Origin of the sequence: Nostoc sp. CALU 1950 (genome assembly GCF_051172895.1) — a bacterium.
GTDB lineage: Bacteria > Cyanobacteriota > Cyanobacteriia > Cyanobacteriales > Nostocaceae > Nostoc > Nostoc edaphicum_A.
Genome location: NZ_JBDNJQ010000031.1, coordinates 19,041 through 40,627 on the forward strand (window position 1 = coordinate 19,041; position 21,587 = coordinate 40,627).

16 protein-coding genes are annotated in these 21,587 nt (G+C 40.8%); 5 read left to right on the forward strand and 11 right to left on the reverse strand.

Going from position 1 to position 21,587, the window contains the following annotated elements:
* The first annotated feature begins 225 nt into the window (after positions 1–225).
* The 4 genes from ABF638_RS11350 (at position 226) to ABF638_RS11365 (ending at position 5,350) form a co-directional block, all read left to right on the forward strand.
* The gene (locus ABF638_RS11350; protein WP_435022831.1) at positions 226–1,407 is read left to right on the forward strand and encodes an aldo/keto reductase; all 1,182 of its coding nucleotides are present in this window, start codon (positions 226–228) and stop codon (positions 1,405–1,407) included.
* Positions 1,408–1,739: 332 nt separating this feature from the next.
* Positions 1,740–3,341: an alkaline phosphatase D family protein gene (locus ABF638_RS11355; RefSeq protein ID WP_435022832.1), complete on the forward strand. Its 1,602-nt coding sequence runs from the start codon at positions 1,740–1,742 to the stop codon at positions 3,339–3,341.
* 192 nt (positions 3,342–3,533) lie between these two features.
* Complete coding sequence (locus ABF638_RS11360) at positions 3,534–4,817, forward strand: AAA family ATPase (protein WP_435022833.1); 1,284 nt, start codon at positions 3,534–3,536, stop codon at positions 4,815–4,817.
* Positions 4,818–4,825: 8 nt separating this feature from the next.
* Positions 4,826–5,350, forward strand: coding sequence for a hypothetical protein (locus ABF638_RS11365; RefSeq protein WP_435022834.1), 525 nt, complete (start codon positions 4,826–4,828; stop codon positions 5,348–5,350).
* Between the two features lie 83 nt (positions 5,351–5,433).
* Here ABF638_RS11365 and ABF638_RS11370 read toward each other — a convergent pair whose 3' ends face one another.
* Both ABF638_RS11370 and ABF638_RS11375 read right to left on the reverse strand, forming a co-directional pair.
* On the reverse strand, positions 5,434–6,834 hold the full coding sequence (locus tag ABF638_RS11370; RefSeq protein ID WP_435022835.1) for an ATP-binding protein: 1,401 nt from the start codon (positions 6,832–6,834) through the stop codon (positions 5,434–5,436).
* 348 nt (positions 6,835–7,182) lie between these two features.
* Positions 7,183–8,406 carry a sensor histidine kinase gene (locus ABF638_RS11375; protein WP_435022836.1) on the reverse strand — a complete coding sequence of 408 codons (1,224 nt, stop codon included), beginning with the start codon at positions 8,404–8,406 and terminating at the stop codon, positions 7,183–7,185.
* Positions 8,407–8,974: 568 nt separating this feature from the next.
* On the opposite strand from ABF638_RS11375, the gene mutS reads away from it, so the two are divergent.
* Positions 8,975–11,569 carry a DNA mismatch repair protein MutS gene (mutS, locus tag ABF638_RS11380; protein WP_435022837.1) on the forward strand — a complete coding sequence of 865 codons (2,595 nt, stop codon included), beginning with the start codon at positions 8,975–8,977 and terminating at the stop codon, positions 11,567–11,569.
* A 72-nt stretch (positions 11,570–11,641) separates the two neighbouring features.
* Here the strand turns inward: mutS and ABF638_RS11385 are convergent, their stop codons facing one another.
* The 9 genes from ABF638_RS11385 to aqpZ form a co-directional block, all read right to left on the reverse strand.
* Complete coding sequence (locus tag ABF638_RS11385) at positions 11,642–12,211, reverse strand: peptidylprolyl isomerase (protein WP_435022838.1); 570 nt, start codon at positions 12,209–12,211, stop codon at positions 11,642–11,644.
* Positions 12,212–12,330: 119 nt separating this feature from the next.
* Positions 12,331–14,313 (reverse strand): primary-amine oxidase, encoded by a 1,983-nt coding sequence (locus ABF638_RS11390; protein ID WP_435022839.1) that lies wholly within the window; start codon positions 14,311–14,313, stop codon positions 12,331–12,333.
* A gap of 161 nt (positions 14,314–14,474) precedes the next feature.
* Positions 14,475–14,999, reverse strand: a complete 525-nt coding sequence (locus ABF638_RS11395; protein ID WP_420760135.1) for a tetratricopeptide repeat protein — start codon at positions 14,997–14,999, stop codon at positions 14,475–14,477.
* Positions 15,000–15,089: 90 nt separating this feature from the next.
* A complete protein-coding gene (locus ABF638_RS11400; protein WP_435022840.1) occupies positions 15,090–15,905 on the reverse strand; it encodes a transporter substrate-binding domain-containing protein in 816 nt (271 codons plus the stop codon).
* A gap of 12 nt (positions 15,906–15,917) precedes the next feature.
* Positions 15,918–16,274: a 50S ribosomal protein L20 gene (rplT, locus tag ABF638_RS11405; RefSeq protein WP_069069781.1), complete on the reverse strand. Its 357-nt coding sequence runs from the start codon at positions 16,272–16,274 to the stop codon at positions 15,918–15,920.
* Positions 16,275–16,293: 19 nt separating this feature from the next.
* A complete protein-coding gene (gene rpmI / locus ABF638_RS11410; protein ID WP_069069782.1) occupies positions 16,294–16,491 on the reverse strand; it encodes a 50S ribosomal protein L35 in 198 nt (65 codons plus the stop codon).
* Between the two features lie 348 nt (positions 16,492–16,839).
* Positions 16,840–17,574, reverse strand: coding sequence for a hypothetical protein (locus ABF638_RS11415; RefSeq protein ID WP_435022841.1), 735 nt, complete (start codon positions 17,572–17,574; stop codon positions 16,840–16,842).
* A 130-nt stretch (positions 17,575–17,704) separates the two neighbouring features.
* Positions 17,705–20,158, reverse strand: coding sequence for an ATP-dependent helicase (locus tag ABF638_RS11420; RefSeq protein ID WP_435022842.1), 2,454 nt, complete (start codon positions 20,156–20,158; stop codon positions 17,705–17,707).
* Between the two features lie 258 nt (positions 20,159–20,416).
* Positions 20,417–21,190 carry an aquaporin Z gene (aqpZ, locus tag ABF638_RS11425; protein ID WP_435022843.1) on the reverse strand — a complete coding sequence of 258 codons (774 nt, stop codon included), beginning with the start codon at positions 21,188–21,190 and terminating at the stop codon, positions 20,417–20,419.
* Positions 21,191–21,587: the final 397 nt, after the last annotated feature.

The following is a 21,587-nucleotide window of genomic DNA, read 5'->3' on the forward strand; positions in this document are numbered from 1 at the left end:
TCACTGCCTACGCAAGTAAATTCAGGAATTATTATAAGATGAGATAATGACTCTGTGGAACTGGAATACTGGTCACAGTCGAATAACCAAAAAACTTGACCGATTTGATGATGCGATAAATCTTGCTTGTGTCACAGATTGAACAGAGGTAATTATTGTGCCACTAAAAGCTCGAATGACTGTCGTTTTTAGATTTGAAGTTGATAAGCAATCCACAATCCACTGATGTTATATAGACGATTTGGACGTACAGAATTACAGATGCCAGTGTTTTCCTGCGGTGGCATGAGATATCAGTTTAAATGGCAGGATGTTCCCAATGATGAAATTCCTGCTGATAATCAGGCGAATCTCGAAGCGACTATTAGAAGGGCTGTCGAGGTTGGGATTAATCATATTGAAACTGCTCGTGGTTATGGCACTTCCGAAATGCAATTGGGAAGAGTTCTACCCCAATTTCCTCGCGAAAAGTTGATTGTTCAGACTAAAATCAGCCCAACGGCAGATGCGAAAGAATTCCGCAAGACATTTGAACAATCATTGAAAAATCTCCAGCTAGATTATGTTGACCTTTTAGGGTTGCACGGCATCAATCATGCGGAGTCGTTAGATGACAGCATTCGTCCCGGTGGCTGTTTAGAAGTAGCACAGCAGTTGCAAGCTGAGGGAAAAGTCAGATTTATTGGCTTTTCTACACATGGTTCAACAGAGTTAATTGTGGAGACAATTAATACCAATCTATTTGATTACGTGAACCTGCACTGGTACTACATTAATCAATGGAATTGGGCGGCAATTGAAGCAGCCAGACGCCACGACATGGGGGTGTTTATCATTAGCCCATCTAATAAAGGAGGTTTGTTGTATGAACCTCCACAAAAATTAGTAAATCTTTGTGCGCCTTTGAGTCCAATGGTGTTTAATGATTTGTTTTGTTTGAGTCATCAAAAGGTTCATACTCTAAGTTTGGGAGCAGCCAAACCACAAGATTTTGATGAACATCTGAAGACTTTAGAATTAATAGATCAGGCATCGTCAATTTTGCCACCCATTTTAGCAAGGTTGGAGTCAGAAGCGATCGCTACTTTGGGAGAAGATTGGGTAAAATCCTGGGAGACAAATCTACCAACCTTTAAGGAAACCCCTGGCGAGATAAATATTCGGGTGATTTTGTGGCTACGGAATCTAGCGATCGCTTATGACCTGGTAGATTATGCTAAAATGCGCTACAACCTGCTTGGCAACGGCAATCACTGGTTTCCTGGCAATAAAGCTGAAGGTCTAGACGAATTAGACTTGCGGCAATCTCTCGCCCGCAATCCCCACGCTGATAAAATACCAAAAGTTTTGGCACAAGCCCATCAAATGTTAGTGGGTGAAGAAGTGCGGCGTTTATCTCAGCAGTAAGTGTGAAGTTAGGGACTTTGAATGTTTTTATGCAATTCTATTTCTAACTTGACGGCTCATTACTATACCTATCAATTCAATTGAGATGGTAGGTGGATTTACATCAATTATGCAAGAAAAACACATCTAGAGTTAGATGTGTTTTTCTTATTGGCAAAGCTTATAAATTATGCAGTTGAGAAGAAACCAGACTAAGCAAAGTTTGATAAAAATTTTCTAAGGTTAAATTGTTTTATTAACCCTTAGATAACTCAATCTTTACTTATTACCATAACAAAATATGGTAAACACTTATCCTGTAATACTTTAGTTTAAGCTTGCTATTATTTAGTATGGAATCTCATCACCCATTAAAGCTAAACCGTCGTCAGTTTTTGCTACGTTCGGCTATCACAGCCGGTGGAATTATTTCCACAAATCTTGTATCAAAATCACCAGTTTTTGCCCAAGCGCCTGCAATTATCACTTCTGATAAAATGCGTCCTGCCATACCTTATGGCGTAGCTAGCGGAGATATATCTAAGGATAGCATCGTCATTTGGAGTAGGAGCGATCGCCCCGCAAAAATGATCGTAGAATATTCTAGCAGCGAGTCTTTTCGCAACGTGCAGCGAGTTGTGGGGCCCAATGCTTTAAAAAATAGCGACTTTACAGCACGACTTTATCTGAAGAATCTACCCCCAGACCAAAAATTATTTTATCGGGTGATTTTCCAAGATTTAGATTATCAAGGTACTTACAGCGCACCTTTTTATGGCACTTTCCGAACTCCCCCCAAATATGGACGAGATATATTCTTTACTTGGGGTGGCGACACCGCCGGTCAAGGATGGGGGATTAATCCTGATTTTGGTGGGATGAAAATTTATGAAACTATGCGCCAACTTAATCCCGACTTTTTTATCCATTCTGGCGATAATATTTATGCCGATGGCCCAATTCAATCAGAAGTTATCCTAGACGACGGCACTATTTGGAGAAATATCACCACACCAGAAAAATCAAAAGTAGCAGAAACTCTCACAGAATTTCGTGGAAACTATATTTACAATTTGCTGGATGAAAACATCAAGCGTTTCAACGCTGAAGTTCCCATATTGGCACAGTGGGACGACCACGAAACCACAAATAACTGGTATCCTGGTGAATTTCTTTTAAACGATAATCGCTACACAGTTAAGGATGTTAACTTGCTAGCCCAAAGAGGAAGACAAGCATTTTTGGAATATTTACCTATTGGGTATCCAACCAATAATCCAGAGCAAGCAAGAATTTATCGCTCTTTCAACTATGGCCCATTATTAGACATTTTCATGCTCGATGAGCGCACCTATCGGGGGCCAAATACTCCCAATCGTCAGCCAGTACCAAGTGAAGAAACAGAATTTTTAAGCAGAAAACAATTGCAATGGTTGAAAAGACAATTGCTGTCATCAAAAGCAACATGGAAAGTGATTGCTAGTGATATGCCTTTGGGTTTGATAATTCGAGACGGTAGCACTGATTTTGAAGCTTGGGCAAATGGAGACGGCCCGGCTTTAGGAAGAGAATTAGAACTTGCCGATTTATTACGATTTATCAAAAACAAAAATATCCAGAATGTTGTTTGGTTAACTGCTGATGTACATTACGCAGCAGCCCACTATTACAACCCCGCCAAAGCACAGTTTACCGACTTCAAGCCTTTTTGGGAGTTCGTCGCTGGGCCTCTAAACTCTGGCACATTTGGCCCCAACCAATTGGAAAATACTTTTGGCCCACAATTAGTATTTCAAAGCCTTCCTCCAGGTACGAAAGCAAATCGTCCCCCAAGTGAAGGTTTGCAATTCTTTGGAGGAGTCAAAATTGATGGAAATACAAAGGTGATGACTGTAACATTGCGTAACTTGGCAGGTGAAATTGTTTACAGCCTAGATTTGCCACCAGAAAAATAAATCGTCAAAATCACAGCAAAATATAGCCAGTTGGATAGAGTAATTACGCAATTTTTTACTCTGTCTGCTGGCTTTGCTGTTTTTTTTCGGACATATTGAGGGATGAAAAGACTTTGTGCGATGCCTGCGGCGGGCTTTGCCAACGCTACTGTTAGGAGCTAAATTTAAGTAGGTAGAGTTTTGGAGTTGATCATGCTTAAGCAACTCATCTTAGAAAATTGGAAAAGTTTCCGTTATGCGGAGCTTCCACTTGACCCATTGACTGTTCTGATTGGTACAAATGCAAGTGGTAAATCTAATGTAGTTGAGGCTTTGGAATTTTTACAAAGAATAGCTAGAGGTGAGAATATCGAGACAGCTTTAGCAGGAGATAAAACACTTACATCCATTCGCGGTGGTGTGGAATGGGCTGCAATTAAGCCAGAAACTGAATTTACATTAAAGGTGCTGGTTCAAGGGGAGAATGATAAAACAGATTATTTTTACAGTATCACACTACAAACAATACCAGTTGTTCGGATTTTAAAAGAATGTATAAATATTGATGAATATCACAATAAAGATTCTCGCAATCAAAAATTATTTATTATAAATGTGGATGATAAAACAGCTAAAAGCCATTTGAGTAATTATGGTGGATTTAGTGTTGACATTTCTGATTTATTTGAAAATTTTTCTTTCCAAGAATTCCATGAGGTAATCAAAGAAGAAATTAAACAAAAAATGAGATATGAAATTAAACAGAAAATGGAATTTGCTCAGAATAATCTAGACCATTTAATTAATTATGTAATTTTGCCGATCATTAAAAATATTTTGATTTTAAATCCTATTCCCTCTAAAATGCGTGATTATTCACGACTTTCTGACACCTTGGAAGGTGATGCATCTAACATTGCTGGTGTATTAGCAGGATTAACCGAAGAACAAAAAGCTGAAGTTGAATTAGCTCTATCTGAATACATCAAAGATTTTCCAGAAGGCGATATTCAAAAAGTATGGGCAGAAAAAGTTGGTAGATTCGGCACTGATGCCATGCTTTACTGTCAGGAAGAATGGAAAGCTGGTCATATCACAGAGATTGATGCTAGAACTATGTCCGATGGGACTTTACGTTTTCTAGCAATTCTCACAGCACTACTCACTAGGCCAGAAGGCAGTCAACTAGTAATTGAAGAAATAGATAATGGTCTTCATCCCTCGCGTGCAGAATTACTGGTAAGAATACTGCGAGAGATTGGCAGCCAAAGAAAAATTGATATTTTACTAACTACCCATAATCCAGCTTTGCTTGATGCTTTAGGCCCGGAGATAGTTCCTTTTGTGGTTGTCGCACACCGCGATTCTGAAAGTGGAGAAAGCAAACTTACTCTTTTGGAAGATATTGAAAATCTTCCTCTTTTGTTAGCATCAGGTACTTTAGGCAAACTAGCAACTAAAGGTGCAATTGAAAAGAGCCTTTCTGATAATAAGTAAAATTAAATATGAGAAAGGTTTTGATTATTGATACATCCATCCTTTGCGTTTATTTAGGTGTACCTGGTAAAGAGACTTGTGGTTCTGATAATGATAAATGGGATAAAAAAAGAGTTGAAGCCCGTTTTCAGGCAGAAGAAAAACAAGGTGCAAAATTTATACTACCAATAGCAACAATTATAGAAACTGGTAATCATATCGCCCAAGCTAACTCTAAACGATATGAAATTGCTCAAGCTTTCGGTAATATTTTAGTGAAAGTAGCAGATGGAGTTATACCTTGGGGAGTTTTTGAAACTCAAGTGGGTGAACTTTGGAATTCAGAACAATTAAAACAGTTAGCTAATGAATGGCCTACTTTAGCATCTAGAAAGATTTCCATTGGAGATGCGACAATAAAAACTGTGGCTGAATATTACGCCAAAACCAGTAGCACCTTTCAAGTAGAAATTTTTACAGGCGATGGGGGACTTAAAGCTTATGAACCAGCAACTCCAGCACCTACACGCCGAAGCAGTCGCACAAAAGGGTAAAATATCCTTAAGTGTAGGTGTAGGCGTAGTCCGCCGCAGGCATCGCTATTCACCTCTATTTACCCAATCAAAATAGAGCTTTTTCAACTAACTTGTGATAAATTAATTTGGACAGGAATTGTGATAATAAACTCCGTTCCTTCTTTTACATTAGATATGAATTGCAGTTGACCGCAATGTTTTTCCACAACAATTTGATAGCTGATAGATAGCCCCAATCCAGTACCTTTACCGACGGGTTTAGTGGTGAAGAAAGGGTCAAATAATCGCTTTTGTATATCCTTGGGAATTCCCATACCGTTATCGGCAATGCGAATAACTACTTGCTGATTATCTGTGACTTCAGTCTGAATACGAATTAGGGGTAATTTGAGAGTTGAAGAAGTTGATTCAAAACTCAATTTTGACTCATCATCGCTCTCAAATATAGCATCAATCGCATTTGCTAAAATATTCATAAATACTTGATTTATTAACCCAGCGTAGCATTCTACTAGTGGGAGATTTCCATATTCTTTAGAAATAGTAATTCTTTGACCTGTTTGCTGATTTATTAGACGGCTTTGTAATATTATTAGAGTACTATCAATACCTTCATGAATATCAACTATTTTTTTCTCAGATTCATCAAGGCGAGAGAAATTGCGTAAAGAAAGAACTATCTCTTGGATACGCTCAGTGCCAAACTTCATAGAATTAAGAAGATTGAGGAAATCAGTAGTTAAAAAATCTAGTTCGATTTCTGCGATCGCAGCTTTAATTTCTGCTACTGGTGCAGGATAATGGTATTGGTATAGGCTAACTAATTTCAGTAAATCTTTAGTGTAGTTGATTGCATAAACAAGATTGCCAGCGATAAAATTGACAGGGTTGTTGATTTCGTGTGCAATGCCAGCAACGAGTTGTCCCAAAGCAGCCATTTTTTCATTTTGAATTAATCGAGTATAGTTATTCTTAAGGTTCCGAAAACCTCTTTTAGCGATTCTAGATTGTTCTTCTACTTGCTCTAGTTGAGCTAGTGTTAAAATATGAATTTGGGAGTGGGCTAAAAGTAAGTGATGGAAATCTAGGAGCTTATAGCTACCTAACTGAGTTTTTATTAAAATCGGCTCATATACAAATTGAGGTTCTCGTTGCAAGGCTACCTTATTTGCTTCTATAATGAGCGTATCTTCAGAAATTACACACACATCTGACTGAAGAAAGTTAATCAGATTGATCACAGGTCGTTTAGAAAATAGTGGAAAACTATAGGGGCGACTCATGTGTTCAAAAAATCTTTGCCGGGAAATCATCCCTACATAGTTATGATTTTTCACCAGGATAATTCCTGGTAGTAAAGGCTCTTGCTTAAAAAGTTTATTCAAATCATTTGCTGGACTATCTGCATCGAAGTAAACAGACCAAAGTGGTAATTCTTGCAAAGTAGACTCTAATCGCAAGTTCAGATTATTAGCGTTTGTGATGCTATGTATAGCCAACATATTTTCAATCCTTTACCTTTAAATAACCTTTCTGCTAACACCCCGAACAAGCATTGCGATAATTACAAAGTCAATCAAACTTATATTTCCCTGATTACTGCTTAAAATCACAGTTTTGCTGTAAAAATATTGGTATTAGGGCATCCCATAGTTTTCTAGACTGCAGAGGTGATACCAATTAAGAATTATGTAAAAATTGCCAAAAAGCTTTATTTATCAGCTTGGAAGGAAGCTTATGCACAGTTCAAGGAGATTACAGAGGATAAACATTAAGTCACAAGCCTAGAAAAAAATATCCCACAGGATCTTTTATTTTGTACAATAGGCATTATTACAATAATTGCTATTTTATACTTGTTTAATCGGAAGTCTAATATCGATTTTAGTTTCCTGGTTTACAACGGAAGTACATTTGATAGAGCCACCATGTTGCTCAACGATAATTTGATAGCTAATAGACAAACCTAAACCAGTTCCTTGACCAACGGGCTTAGTAGTAAAAAAAGGTTTGAAAATACTCCGGCAAATCTCTTCACTCATGCCACAACCATTATCAACAATTGAGATAGTGATTTGATTTTCCTGAGAATGAAATGTACGAATCAGAATAGTTGGTATTTCATCTGTAGTTTGACTGAGAGTAGCTGCTTTTTTAATCAATGCATCAATTGCATTATTAATTAAATTTAGAAATACTTGATTTAAAGAGCGAGGATTACAAAAAATCTTAGGAATATTTCCGTACTCTTTAATCACTGAAATAGGTTTGCTATTACTAGCAAAAGTATTAAGCCGATGCTGCAAAATGACTAGTGTACTATCAATCCCCTGATGAATGTCAGCTTTTTTATAGTCAGCTTCATTCAAACGTGAGAAATTTGAGAGCAATTCTACAATCTCCCCAATACGAGTAGTGCCAACCTGCATCGAGTTCAGTAGCTTTGGCAAGTCACTCTGGATAAAGTTCAGGTCGCTGTTAGCAAGAGCCTTGACTATTTTGACATCTGGATTTGGATACACAGAAGCATAAGTTGCTAGAAGGTTTAGTAAGTCATGGCTATACTGATGTAGATATTGTAAATTCCCATGAATAAAACTCACTGGATTATTAATTTCATGGGCAACTCCAGCAACCATTGTTCCCAAAGCTAACATAGTTTCGCGTTGAATTAATTGCATTTGAGCTTGCTGAGTTTCTTGTAATTTAAATAAAGCTGACTCTGCATTTTCTTTTGCTGTGCGGTATTTTTCCTGTATTAGAAACAATCGTTGCAGTGTGAGGTAGTAGATAGTAACGCTAAAAAAGACGAATAATGATCCGAAAAAGAAAACCATGCCAGTGAGCAATGGTATCCATTCAATCAGCCTCTCAATTATTAAATAGATGCATAACAAATAACCACCAAGAAAAAAAATCATTAGTAAAAACATGATTCTCCAACTCAGCTTCTCTGGTTCTGTCTTAAATAATTGGAGAATCTTTTGAGTTCTGTGAATTGATAATCCCATTATCCAAGCGCCAAGAGTAATCAGGATGATAATCAAAGATAGAACAATTGGAGAACTTAACATGGTATTGAGCCAAAATAGACGTAAAAGCTGATAAATGGTCTATAAAATGTTGCTATATCTACGTTTTACCATTTTTTGTGTCAAAATTATTTTGTGCATTCATGCACTGCCTCTTTTCACTCCATAATTGCTTTTTGTCTAGAAAACAGAAGTCAACATACTGTTGAGTTGAATGTCTTATAGTGTTAGGGCATACCATGCTTTTCTAGACTGGGTAAGTGATAGAAATTAAAAATTATGCAAAATTGCCAAAAAGCTTAATTTATCAATTCGTAAAGTGTGCATAAATCTTATACAAATTCTTTATGAACACCCTTAGAAAGAACCCCACCGCCTGCGACATCCCCCTTACCAAGGAGAGATTGGGAAAGGTCAAAATAATGTACAGCTTCACATAGAATTGGTATTAGTTCTAGCAATGTTACGCAAATATCTCAGCACCATTTTTCAGATAAAGGTAAAATATCCTTGAGCGTAGGCGTAGCCCACCGCAGGCATCGCCATTCAACTTTCACATCACGTTATCATCGGATATTGTGGAATTTTCGTGCGTAACCCAATAGCATCTATGACCGCTTCTCACTCTGAAACTCCATCTACCAAACCCGACGCGAGTACTTTTATTTCTGACCATCGACAAGTAGACCGCAGTAAGCTAAGTCAAATGTACCTGCACTATGTCGAGACGAAGGATAAATATCCTCACGCCGTATTGCTGTATCGGGTAGGAGATTTCTTTGAATGCTATTTCCAAGATGCTGTAAAACTAGCGCAAGAATTAGAATTAGTTCTCACTAGCAAGCAAGCTGGAGAACAGGGACGAGTGGCGATGTCTGGTGTTCCGCATCATGCTTGGGAACGCTACGCGACGCTGCTGGTAGAAAAAGGCTACGCGGTGGTAATTTGCGACCAAGTAGAAGATGCTTCTGAAGCTGCTGGGAGATTGGTGCGACGAGAAGTAACGCGCATTCTTACACCCGGCACTTTGCTGGAAGAAGGAATGCTTAAATCCAGTCGCAATAATTACTTAGCAGCAGTAGTAATTGCCGCAAATCATTGGGGTTTAGCTTATGCAGACATATCTACAGGCGAATTCCTTACTACTCAAAGTAGTGATTTAGAACATTTGACACAAGAATTAATGCGTTTGCAACCTTCAGAAGTGCTGGTTCCGACAAATGCGCCTGATTTAGGTAGTTTGCTGCGTCCGGGAGAAACTTCGCCACATCTACCAGAGTGTTTGCCACCATCATTTTGTTATAGTTTGCGATCGCAACTACCCTTTTCTCAAGGTGAAGCTAGACCTAGATTATTGCAGAAATTTAAGGTGCGATCGCTCGAAGGACTCGGTTGTGATCATCTTCCTCTCGCTGTCCGCGCGGCTGGTGGGCTTCTAGAATACTTGGAAGATACTCAAAAAGAAAACCCTGTCACCCTTCAAAGACTCCGCAGTTACACTGTCACCGACTACTTAATTGTTGACAATCAAACCCGCCGTAACCTGGAAATTACCCAAACCGTCCGGGATGGCACTTTTCACGGTTCCCTACTCTGGGCGTTAGATAAAACTAGTACAGCGATGGGTGGGCGTGCTCTGCGGCGGTGGTTGTTGCAACCGCTACTTGATATTAAAGGTATTCGGGCGCGGCAAGATACCATCCAAGAATTGATGGAAAATACGCCCCTGCGTCAAGATTTGCGGCATTTGTTAAAGCAAATTTATGATTTGGAACGCCTCACCGGAAGGGCGGGTTCTGGTACAGCGAATGCTAGAGATTTAGTAGCTTTGGCAGATTCCCTCTCACGCTTACCGGAATTATCCAACTTAGTAGTTGAAACGCGTTCTCCTTTCCTGAAAGCTTTGCAGAAAGTCCCAAGTGTGTTGGAAGAATTGGCACAAAAGTTACACGCACATCTTGTAGAGTCGCCACCCATATTAATTAAAGAAGGCGGATTAATTCGCCCTAGTGTAAATCCCCTGTTGGATGAAAGAAAGGCGACTGTAGAAGCAGACCAGCAATGGATTGCCAACTTGGAAGTTGATGAAAGAGCTAAGACGGGAATTTCCACACTGAAGGTAGGATTTAATAAAACTTTTGGTTATTATATCAGTATTTCCCGCAGCAAAGCTGACCAAGTACCCGCTAACTATATCCGCAAGCAAACCCTGACCAATGAGGAACGTTACATCACCCCAGATTTAAAGGAACGAGAAGCCCGGATTTTGACGGCGCGAGATGATTTAAATCAGTTGGAATATGAGATTTTTACGGCGTTGCGGGAAGAGGTAGCACAAGAGGCGGAAGTAATTCGCAATCTGTCTCGTGCAGTGGCAGCGGCGGACGTGTTGTGTGGTTTGGCTGAGTTGGCGGTGCATCAAGGTTATTGTCGTCCCGAAATGTTGTCAGGAAGGGAGATAAACATTGTTGATGGTCGTCATCCAGTAGTGGAACAGTCTTTACCTGCGGGTTTCTTTGTGCCGAATTCGACTCAATTGGGTCAAGAGTCATTAGCAGATGACAAAGGACAAATGACAAATGACAATCCCGATTTAATTATTCTTACCGGGCCAAATGCCAGTGGCAAAAGTTGTTATTTGCGTCAGGTGGGATTGATTCAGTTAATGGCGCAGATTGGTAGTTTTGTACCAGCGAGGTTTGCAAAATTGGGAATATGCGATCGCATTTTCACCCGTGTCGGTGCAGTAGATGATCTTGCAACTGGTCAATCGACCTTCATGGTGGAAATGAATGAAACGGCAAATATTCTCAACCATGCCACATCTAGGTCGTTAGTATTATTAGATGAAATTGGCCGCGGCACAGCGACATTTGATGGTCTTTCCATAGCTTGGGCGGTGGCGGAATATATAGCAGTTGATATTCGGTCACGCACAATTTTTGCTACCCACTACCACGAGTTAAATGAATTGGCTAGCATTATACCGAATGTGGCTAACTATCAGGTGACGGTGAAAGAATTACCTGACCAAATTATCTTTTTGCACCAAGTTCAACCAGGAGGTGCTGATAAGTCCTATGGAATTGAAGCGGGAAGATTGGCGGGTTTACCAGCCGTAGTTATTCAACGCGCCAAACAAGTCATGGGGCAAATTGAAAAACACAGCAAGATTGCGATGGGACTGCAAAATCTTGATGGGTAAGCAAGTTCGTAGTAAGGACTTTAGTCCTTATTTTCTAAGCACTAAAGTGCTTACTACAAACCGAGGTGTTAATTACTGCCGAAAAATTTCTACTTTTTGTAACACAACCTCTTGATTCGGACGATCTCTAGTTGTACGCACATTAGCGATCTTCTTGACTATATCTAGACCTTCGACAACTTCACCAAAAACACTGTGTTTGTTGTCAAGGTGAGGCGTTGCTGCTTCTGTAATGAACCATTGCGAACCATTAGTACCGCGTCCGGCATTAGCCATCGACAGGATACCTGCACCAGTATGTCTCAATTCAGGATGAAACTCATCCTCAAATTGATATCCTGGGCCACCAGTACCCCATCGGCTGGCTGTATCTAGATAACGACTCAGAGGATCGCCACACTGAATCATAAAATCAGGGATGACGCGGTGAAAGCGAACCCCATCGTAAGCTGGAGTTCCCTTAGCAGATTCACCAGTTTTAGGGTCTTTCCAGTCGATTGTTCCGGTTGCTAGACCGACAAAATTTTTGACGGTGTTGGGGGTTCGCTCTTCTTCCAAACGAACTACAATTTCACCCAAGGAAGTAATTAAGCGAGCGTGCAGCTTGCCATCACCGGGAATATTAATTTCTGGAAAGTTCATTAGATATCCTATTTAACAAGTGCCAGTATTTGAACTATATAAGTTTATCAGCATTCAAGTTACCCCCTTTAGACATGACAAAAAACCTGAAGGAAGGAAACTTGAGCCAACAAATTATTTTATTCAGGCAAATTTATCGCTGGATTCCGGCTAAAGAATCCTCTAGGGACTAGCTTAAAGCCAACTCGGTGAACAGGCATCACAGGCCAATCTTCCGATCGCGGAATATGAGTTACACCCATTGTGTACCACAGTACGATATCTTCACCCATCAAGGCTTCATCGTCTGCAATATATTTTGGTAAACCTTGTCCTGGTTGAGTTTGGTTGGGATAATCTCCTCCAGCATAAAGTTCAGTTGGATTATATTTGGTTACCCAAACGTGATGAGTCGCAAATTCTGCCCTTTCCCGGATTTTCGAGCCTTCCACAGGGAAAAATATCGAATTTCCTTCAGGCATCAGCATATATCCAGGTGTAGCATCCAGAACATTCTTTTTGTCTGCACTAACAATCATCCATTCTCGACTGCTTTTCATATCCAAATCGCGCACAGCAGCCGTTTCTTTGGCTAATGGGGTTTCTGTAACTGCGATCGCATTTCCTAAAGGATTTTTCTCATCCATCGGCAAAGCTTTCACATTCATTTCCATCACAGAATTAGCCTGACCATCGACATCGAAATCTAGCCGATAATTGAAAAAATGCTGGTGATTTACTCCGAAGATATTCTTTGCAATTAGCCGACCAGATGAATCATCCTCAGATTGCTTTTGGGAAGCCGTTCCCTGCGCCAGTACGATACCTGTTAACTCATTTTGGACTTCCAAAGTCCCATCCTGGTGAAAGATCCAATTGATGCTGTAATCATAGTTGTCAATGGCCGCATTCATCGTCATGATTAATTCTCGACTGCGACGGACATCATTACGCTGCGTGCCATAGTCATAGTGCTTCCAGAGCATACCGTTATTTCGCTCGTATATGCCGATAACTCCTGGCATCACATAAGGTTCTCCGTCGCCATTAGCAAACACAGCATCTAGCAAAAGACCATTTTCCGGAATTTCCTTACCTAACTGCATCGTGGTTGCTAGGGAACCAAAATTGTATTCCCCAACATCAAAGGCATTTCTGAATGACCAAGTGGGATTTGGATCGCCGTAAGGCACTACCGTCTCTGATAGGCTAGCGCGGTACAGCACTGGTCGGATATTTTCCCCGTCGCTGTGTGTCACTTGGTACAGCACCAATCCACTGCGGGGATGCATTACATAGCGAAATTGCCAACCTTGCCAGCTAATTTCATTGCCTTTAATCTGGAAACTTGCACCATTTGGTTGGAGAATTTTTAATGCTTTAAGTGGTGAAAGTAATTTACCCAAGGACTTTACATCGTAGTTCCAGTTTTCTTTAGAAAAAGGAACTATCCCTCTATCCACGAAACTAGAAATTTTACCTGTATTCAAATTAACAGTTGCCAGTATTCCTTCAATTGGACTGCCGTAAGAATTCCAGTGTTCGCCCTTGTAATAAAATAAGCCCCGACAAAGACGATTTCCTGCTGCTTCTTCTTGTTTACTCAGGATTCCTGGGGCCCAACAACTTATTTTGACTTGGTTGAGGTCTGTAATTCCCCGCTTTTGCATCGCTGTTTGCCATCGGGGATCGGATTTGAAAGCTTCAATTGCCAATTGATATTCTGAAGCGACGATCGCAGGTTGGACAGACGGTATTTCTTTCCAAGAACTTAAGGTTTTGCTTGTCAGGTCAACGACACCCTCATAAGTTTTGTTTTGCGATCGCTCATAGATTACCAAAAAAGCTTTTCGCCCAAAAGCTTTACCAGGTGTAAAATTTAGAACTTCTTTTTTATCTGGTTCTTGTAAAGCAATAAGTGGAAAAGCTGCCATTTCGCTCAAAGTTTTTTCTCTTTGGATGACCGAAACAGCGGTGCTAATTTCTGACTCGGTTAGCGAAGTGAGAGGATGGGAAATAGAAGGCTGTTGAGCCGTCAATGTTTCTATTAATCCGATTGAAATAGAAATGATGGAAATGATCGCAATAGATAGCCATAAAAAACGCTTTAGCCGCTTAATCATCTTTTACATTTTTACAAAAGACTTATAGTTATCTATTTCCAAGCCTAAGATTGAAAACCGATAAATTAAGAGGCTAAAGCTAAATTAATTTGTTAATCGTTGGGGGTTGGGAACTGGGGAAGAGTTTTTCTAAAATCCCATCCTCATCCCCAATCTCCAATTTACGCAGAAACCAAACGGCGTAAAGACTCAGCACGACGTTTAGCAATAGGGTTATTTGGAGCTAATTTGAGTGCTTCTTCGTAACTTTGTAACGCCTGAGTAGTTAATTTTTTCTTTTCGTAGGCGTGACCGAGATTATTCAATCCTGTTACGTAGTCAGGTTTAGCTTTTAGAGCTTCTTTATACTGACGAATTGCTAAGTCATATTGCTCTTGGGTAAAATAAATATAGCCCAGCCCGTTGTAAATGGGGGCAATATCTTCTTCTTCCTCTTCTTCAGCAGCTTTGAGAGCTTTTTGAAATAGCGCGGTCGCTTGGGAATACATTTTTTTTTCTGAATAAATACTGGCTAACTCATAATATTCTTGAGTCGTACCCTTTTCTTTCTCTAACTTCTTTCGCAACCTTGCAAAAGCGCCTTCAATCTTGCGAGTTTTGAAAATCTGGCGAAAAACACTCACGGCTGCAATTGTGAGTATAACCACCAAAATTGAGAGATAAACAACGGCTAGACTGTTATCCATTGCTGCAAATACAAATATTATAAAGTTTGTTATTTGTTATTTGTCATTTGTCATTTGTTATTCGTTAATGACCAATGACCAATGACTAATTTATGGTAAACCCCAGTATTGAGAGCGTTGCTGGAGCCAACCTTCTTCTAAATAACGAGCGATCGCTTGATTGATGCTTCGTCTTAACTCATCATATTGCAATCCCTTGGGCGTTACTACAGACAAGGGTTCAGTTGATAGCTTGGTTGGTAGTAGCCGATATTGGGGATATTCTTGCACCCAACCGCTTAGAACACTAGCATCTGCGGCAAAGGCGGCGACGGCATTATTTTCTATTTCGTCTCGCGCTTCTTGATATGAATTCACCCCTACTAACTCGGCATTTGGCACATAGTACCGCACTTGAGCAATAGTGCTGGAGTTGTTGAGTACAGCAATTTTTTGTTTTGCCAAATCACTCAACTTCTGCACAGAGGTATCTTTTGTAACTAATACAGTGCCATCCAAATAGTAGGGAACACTGAAACTAACTATGCGGCTGCGAGATTCGGTTGCTGTGATTCTAGCGATCGCAAAATCAACTTTCTTGTCTAAGACTACAGATAGGCGATCGCGATTCGCTACAGGTTTAAATCTGATAGCCTCGGCTTTACCAACCAAGTCAGTTGCTAAACGCTTTGCCAAGTCAATTTCTAAGCCTTGTAAGTTACCCTCAGCATCTTTAAATCCCAAGGGACGCAAGTTATCTTTAACGGCAATATTTAAATAGCCCCGCTGCTGAATTTCTGACATTTCGGCAGCAGATGCAGTTAATCCTGTCCCCACTATGGAAAAGCAAAAAATCCAAAAAATAGTGGCGGATAATACCAGATGTAACCGAGTAATTACTTGCCATCTGTTACATCTGTTATACATCCCTTACCACCTTTATCCTTTAGCTTGATTTGCCAATTCAGCAACTTTGCCGAAGCTAGCTGGATCGAGGACTGCCAATTGCGCCAACATCTTGCGATTTAGTTGGATATCAGCTTTTTTCAAGTTACCGATCAACTGGCTGTAGCTCAAGCCGTGTTGCCTGGAAGCAGCGTTGATGCGGGTGATCCAGAGGCGACGAAAATCGCGCTTTTTCTTTTTGCGATCGCGGTAGGCACTCCGTAGCGCCTTCATCACTTGTTGGTTAGCAGTTCTAAACAGAGTTGAATGGGAACCGCGAAAACCTTTAGCTAGTTTGAGAATTTTATTGCGGCGCTTCCGAGCTACATTACCGCGTTTTACCCGAGTCATAACTTATTTCCTAAAATACTTACAAATATGGGAGCATCAAGCGAACGTTAAGTTCATCACGTTCATGTACAAGCGCACTTTGGCGCATACCACGCTTTTTGTCAGAAGATTTGTGTTCTAAAAGGTGGCTTTTGAACGCTTTACGACGGACGATTTTGCCGGTGCCGGTGGCACGGAATCGCTTTGCCGCTGCTTTACGAGTCTTTAGTTTAGGCATGGGTCTAGCTTTGATTCGACACGATCCATTATTATATACTATTAAAATTGCTATAACTGCAATTAAATAAAGGATTTAACCAATCGCGATCGCTATTCAGGAGTCAGAATTCAGAATTCTGTACAAATGGTGGATACCGTAGCAGAAAGCCTCTCTTCTCCTTTGGAGACGCTAGGGCGAACGCTTAGAGGATATTTGAAAAGTATTTTTGGTAACTTCTAAGCCTCAGAAACATAACCCCCCTAGCCCCCATTCCCTACAAGGGAATGGGGGTTTCAAAGCCTCTCCCCGAAGCGGAGAGAGGTTTGGAGAGGGGTTTATTCAGAATTTAGAATTCAGAATTCTTCTTCAATAACTTTTTCCAGTGGCGCTGACTTTAGGATCTAAAACTATTTGCGAACCGGATTTATTCACATGATAAGTCCAAGATTGCTCTTTAACCTTGACAATCACTTCCCAGCCTTCAACGGGGTCGTACTGCTGGGTGCATACTTCGCCAAAATTGAATTGGCAGGGGTTTCCAAAGGTTTTTGATGTAGCTTGAGTAATTTTTAAATCAGCAATTCTTACCCCAGAACGCTTTGAGGCATCGTTTAAAACTGCATCTGCGATCGCTTTCGGCAATGTCTGTAAAGCACTCACTTGCGGATCTAAAACGATTTGCTTTCCAGATTTATCTACACGGTAAGTCCACGAATCTTTGCGGACTCTGACAACTACTTCCCAACCTTCAACAGGGTTATATTCCCTAGTACAAATTTCTCCAAAATTGAACTCACAAGGATTACCAAAAGTTTTCGATGTGACTTGAGTAATCCGTAATTGCCGTTTAGGTATGCCGGAACGCTTAGACGCATCCTGTAAAATTTGATTAGCGATCGCCTTCGGTAACTTATTTCCTTGCGATTGGGGTCTTTGGGACAATTGAGTGCTGTCTGGGCGAGGAATAGCCCCAGCGAAGTTGTTTTCAGCAAGTCCAAATCCACAAGAGAGCAAGCTTGTCAACGCCAATGTCAATAAAACTCCTCTGGGTGACTGAAAGGTGCTTTTGAGTAAAGCAGATGCTTGGATGATTGATTTCATATATGTTTTTAAATTGAATAGTTTGTTTGACGTTGCACTCTCAATTCAGTTTCTTTGTAACAAGTGTGGACAAGGGGAACAACAAAAATTTCTTCCCAATGCCCAATGCCCAATGTCCCATGCCCAATCCCTATTTGATCATTGCCGCTAAATTCATCACACATTCAGGAAACTGGCGTTTTAATGCCGGAAACACAGGACAAGGCGCTTGTTCTTGTAAATTATCTGGTTTACTCCAAGTAAAGGGCGCTTTCTGCGCCGCAGACATCCATAACAAAAGCTTCGCTCGTGTCATGGCAACATAGAGTAAACGATATTCTTCAGATGTTTTCAAATTCTTTGCCACCTCCCATGCTTGACTAACATCCGGTATGGTAGATTCTTCGTGGAGAGTCGCACGAATTTGGGCGCGGGCTACTTCTGATAAGGTAAAGTCGCCTAAAAATTGGCTTTGGGGAGGAACCCAAAATCTGCCAGGAATCAAGTTTTCGTGGAGAAAGGGAAGAAACACATAGTCCCAATCCAGCCCTTTGGCTTTGTGCATGGTAATAATCGTCAGTTGACCGCGACGAGTGTAACGTTCTTCCGAATCCTCGGTTTCCACTGGTTCAAACCGTTCAGAACTGACGATTTCACTTAAAGCTGAAAGCATCCCACTCATTGAACTATTGCCAGCTATCTGTTGGTTAACCCGTTCTGCGAGTTTGTCAGCAGTTGCCAATTCTGCTTGGTCGTAATTTAAGGTCAAGGCGAGAAAGGAAATTAGCTGATAAAGAGGCAGTTCTAAGCGAGCGCGAAGTAAATTGCGACACAAACGAGCAGCTTTTTGTACTGTTTCTGATTGGGATGCTGCTAGTGGACTAGGATATAAAAACTCTTCTGGCAGACTAGCAAGGGCGTTGAGGTCTTGGGTAGGAATTAACTGACGCTGTACTAAAGCTTCTAGGGCGGCTTTGAGATAATCGGGGGAGTGGGGGCGATCGCAAAATTGCAATAATGCCAAAATTTCTTGGGGGACATGGGAACGGCGATCGCGTTCTCCCACATCGTAAAGTGTAATATTATGCTCTTTGCAAACAGGTGCTAAAGCTTCTCCTAGCCAGCGTCCTTGGCGATTTTCTCTGACTAAAATCGCTGCACTATTTTTTGTTGGGTCTTCGCCAAATAACTCAATCACCCTTTGAGATAACAATTCAACGGTCTGATGAATATCACGCGGTGTATAAAGTTCTAAACCTCGTCCTACTGGTGCGGGGTTGGCGTTAGTTTGCGGATCACCAGCATTAACAGGGCGAATTGTCTGCAAGCGAAATGGGACTTGTCGGTTGTCAGGAATCTGTTGTCCGTTATTGGTTTTTGCTAACCACTGATTATTGATCCATGTGAGGGCAAAGTTAGCAGCTTCAATGATAATTCTAGTACTGCGACCAGCTTGATCCATCGTTGCCAATCGCTCAATGCGATCGCACTCTTCGCAAAATTGCCGGAAATAAATCGGATCGGCTGGAGTAAAGGTTGAGTTAATCGCCTGGTTAGGGTCGCCAACTCGGACTAAGTTGAGTGGGGAGTTAGGAGAGACGCGATGAATCGCGTCTGTACAAGAGTCAGCAGTAGAGACGCGATTCATCGCGTCTGTTAGGAGTGAGGAGTTATCCCCATCACTCGCCAAAATTTCTAATAACTGCGTCTGAAGCGGGCTAGAATCTTGGGCTTCGTCCTCAAAGACGGCGAATACTTGATTTTGCTCGATGCGACGGGCGCTGTCATTTTCTAAAACCCGCAGTGCGGCTAAAATCATATCGTCGTAGTCAATGAAGTCACGCGATCGCATTAAGTTTTGATATTGCTCATACAATCCCGCCGCTACACTCAAAATTGCATATTCGTCTGTGGTTTGTTGACTCCACTCCCGTAACAATTCTGGCGATATTCCAGAACTTTTGGCTTCATGAATTACCGTATTAGCTAATTCTGGCAAGACTTCTGTTCGCAGCACCGATTGGCGACGTAACCTTTCTGTCTCTTCTCCATCAAATTGATGACCTTCTAATAACCGCAAATATCTATCTTGATTATTTCCAATCCATTGTTCTACAGCAGTTCTGATAAAGCGGTGACTTTGGGTTGGTGTAATTAATGTGACATTTTCTAACTGCAAACCCGACAAATCAGAATGGCGGCTGGCAATGTTTAACGCTAGACCATGTAAGGTATAGACAAAAAAGCCCATCTGAGGCAGAGATAAATCATCTCGTAAAAATTTACGAATCTTAGCTTTAATATTGGCAGCAGCAGAGCGAGTAAAAGTAACGACTACCAACTGACGGCGCGAGGATGAACGTTCATACTGACGGGCGATCGCGATCGCCGCCGCCGCCGCCATACCCGTAGATTTTCCTGCACCAGGAACGGCGGAAATCGCCAAAGGGCCAGATTGCCAGTCAGCCATTTGCTGCTGTCCTGGGCGTAAACTGTTGCGGATTGCGAGAATTTTCTCTTGTAAAGAAGGAAAAGGCGATCGCTCCAACAATTTTGAGTGGAGTAATTCTTGAGCCACAGGAGCAGTAAATTTAGAGTCAGACATATAAAATTTTAGATTTAGGATTTAATTCTAAAACCGCAGATATGAATAATTTTAGGTGATTTATGAATTCCAAATTACTAGATTGCTGATATAGCAATCCTAAATGAGTTATGAACAAAAAGATCCCCGACTTCTTTAAGAAGTCGGGGATCTGAGCCTCTTGATGGAGAGTAGTCTGTCAAGTTTGATTTGATAGGTTTGTAGTGTGCGCTGTCTTTGCTAAAGTGCAAACTACAAACAATTACTAGAAAATGAATCTTAGACTAGCTCTTTGATAGTTTGCCGTTCTTCCACAGTTGATTCACTAAAGACGCCTACATACAACCATCCTGCTAAAATAGCTCCTAAAATCGGAGCTATCCAGAACAGCCAGACTTGGGAAAAGAGTCCTGCACCTGCAAATATAGCAACTCCCGTACTACGGGCGGGATTAACCGAGGTGTTGGTTACAGGAATGCTAATTAGGTGAATCAAGGTGAGTCCAAAACCAATTGCCAATGGTGCAAATCCTTTAGGAGCGCGGCTATCAGTCACACCCAGAATAATCAGCAGAAACATGAAAGTCATCACAACTTCACTAAGAAAGCAAGCAAACAGCGTGTAACCACCTGGAGAATGAGTACCATAGCCGTTGGTAGCCAATGGGTTGGAGCCAGTCAGGGCAAATCCAGTTTTGCCACTAGCAATCAGATAAATAATGCCCGCACCAACAACTGCACCGATTACTTGAGAGGCAATGTAAGGTAATAAGTCAGACCCCGGAAAGCGCTTACCTGCCCACAATCCAAAGGAAACAGCTGGATTGAAATGCCCACCAGAAATATGACCAAGAGCATAAGCCCCTGTGAGGACGGTAAGCCCGAATGCCAAAGATACACCAACCAATCCAATACCCAATGGAAAGGAGGTACTTTCGCTGATTTTTGCAGCATCAGCTGTGTAGGCTGCGGCTATAACAGCACTACCACAACCACCTAAAACAAGCCAGAATGTGCCAATAAATTCGGCCAAACAACGTTTAGTTAGAGACATTTTTGGAAAACTCCTTGTTCAGCTACAAATGAGCGATCGCTATGTTGGACAATGCTTGAGTCATGAGATAGTCAACAGGGAATCTTTGGGTTTGTTTCATGCCCATCAAATTTCCCCTGAATCCCTGACTAATTGATTCTGACTTCTGAATTCTTTAAGAAACTAAATCGAAAAAAATAGGAATTTGTTTTTTACTCAATAATTGTGGTAATAAAAGAAGATACAGGAAAAGTTAAAATAACAAAAAAAATACTTAATTTCTTAAGTATTTTGCTCGAATAATGCATTTTTGAGCAATTAAAATGGTTTTTAAATTTATTTAAATTTTGCAATATAAATTATAGTTTATCCATTTTAAGCTGAAAAAATGAGAATTTTTTCTCTTAAGGTTGTTACT